The 1,556-nt window shown below is 63.6% G+C and carries 1 protein-coding gene; it reads left to right on the forward strand.

Translation table 11 applies throughout. The annotated features are described in order from the left end of the window. On the forward strand, positions 1-1,239 hold a 1,239-nt coding region (locus ACVWZ5_RS25490; protein WP_457340946.1), incomplete at its 5' end, for a thioesterase domain-containing protein. Between the last annotated feature and the right edge of the window lie 317 nt (positions 1,240-1,556).

The following is a 1,556-nucleotide window of genomic DNA, read 5'->3' on the forward strand; positions in this document are numbered from 1 at the left end:
CCGGACTACATGGTCCCGACCCACTTCCTGGTGCTGGAGCAGTGGCCGCTGACGGCCAACGGCAAGCTGGACCGCAAGGCCCTGCCGAAACCGGACGCCAGCCAGCTGCAACAGGGCTACGTGGCCCCGCGTACGGCGCTGGAGCAACAACTGGCCGCAATCTGGAGCGAAGTGCTGAAGGTCGAGCAGGTTGGCTTGCACGACAACTTCTTCGAGCTCGGCGGCCACTCTTTGTTGGTGATCACGTTGGTGAACAGGGTACGTGAAGCTTTCGCCATCAACATCAGCCTGCATGAGTTCATGCTGATGGCGAGCTTCGAGGAACTGGCGAATTTCATCGGCGGCGGCAAGGATCGCCTGAAAACGTCGGTGATCAACCTCAACGGTTGCCAACGCCAGCGTCCGGCGCTGTTCTGCCTGCCGCCGGGCGGCGGCGGTGCCTACGCTTACTACCCGCTGGCCAGCCGCCTGGCCGACGAGCGTCCGGTGTACGGCCTGGTCAACAAGTGCTATGCCGTGCCGGGCTGGGTGGACGAGTCCTGGGAGGCGATGGTCGGCTACTACGTCGAGCAGATCCGCCGCACCCAGGCCAGCGGCCCTTACCATCTGCTGGGCTGGTCCCTGGGTGGCGCCCTGGCGCTGGAGGTGGCTCATGCCCTGGAGCAGGCCGGTCAGGAGGTGGGCTTCGTCGGCCTGGTCGATACCCTGCTACCGAAGGACGTGTCCGGCCTCAAGGCCGAGCCCGTCGAGGTGGTGCAGGTAGCGCGGGCGGACGAGAGCCTGCTGCGTGGTCTGCTGGCCTTCGCTCCGGGTGTGGGTGAAGCCCGTATCGTCGGCTTCATCGACGAGGCCGGGCGTCTGCCGGCCGAGGTCGACCGGACCGAGTGGGTCATCGAGCAGGTGGCCGCTGCCGGGGGCGTCAGTGCCGAGCGGCTGCGGGCCATTCATGAGGATGTGCATCTGCAGCGGGAGATCGTCGATGGTTTCGCTGTGCTCGATCGCAACGTCGAACTGAGCCAGGCGTTTCGCCTGCGGCCGCTGGTGGTCCGGGTGGATTGCTGGTGGGCCAGCGAGAGCCGTAGCTTGGAACGGGTGCGGATGGGGGAGGCGGGGTTGCTGGCGCAGGCTTCGGTCAACGGGCTGGCTAGCTCGACGGTGATCGCTGATGGGCATGAGGGGGTTATCAATGCGGTGGCGTTTGTCGATGGGCTGGTGGGGAGGTTGGCTGATAAGGCTTGATGGGTGAGTGGGAGTGCTTGTTGTTGTTGTTGTTGTTGTTGTTGTTGTTGTTGTTGTTGTTGTTGTTGTTGTTGTTGTTGTTGTTGGGTGGTTTTGAAAGTTGTATGCGCATTCATTTATGATGTCGACGCTTATTCACCTTTCCGCCCTTACGGCGGGTTACTTTGGTCTTGGCCAAAGTAACCAAAGCCGCTGCGCTCCATTCATACGGCCCCTGCGCTGCGCTCCGGGGTTCCCTCACTCCGGCCTTGCTCCCGGGAGGACCGCGCTGCAGGGCCCATCCTGGGCCCCAGCGCTTGACGGGCATCCATGCCCGT

Source organism: Pseudomonas sp. TE6283 (assembly GCF_054060555.1).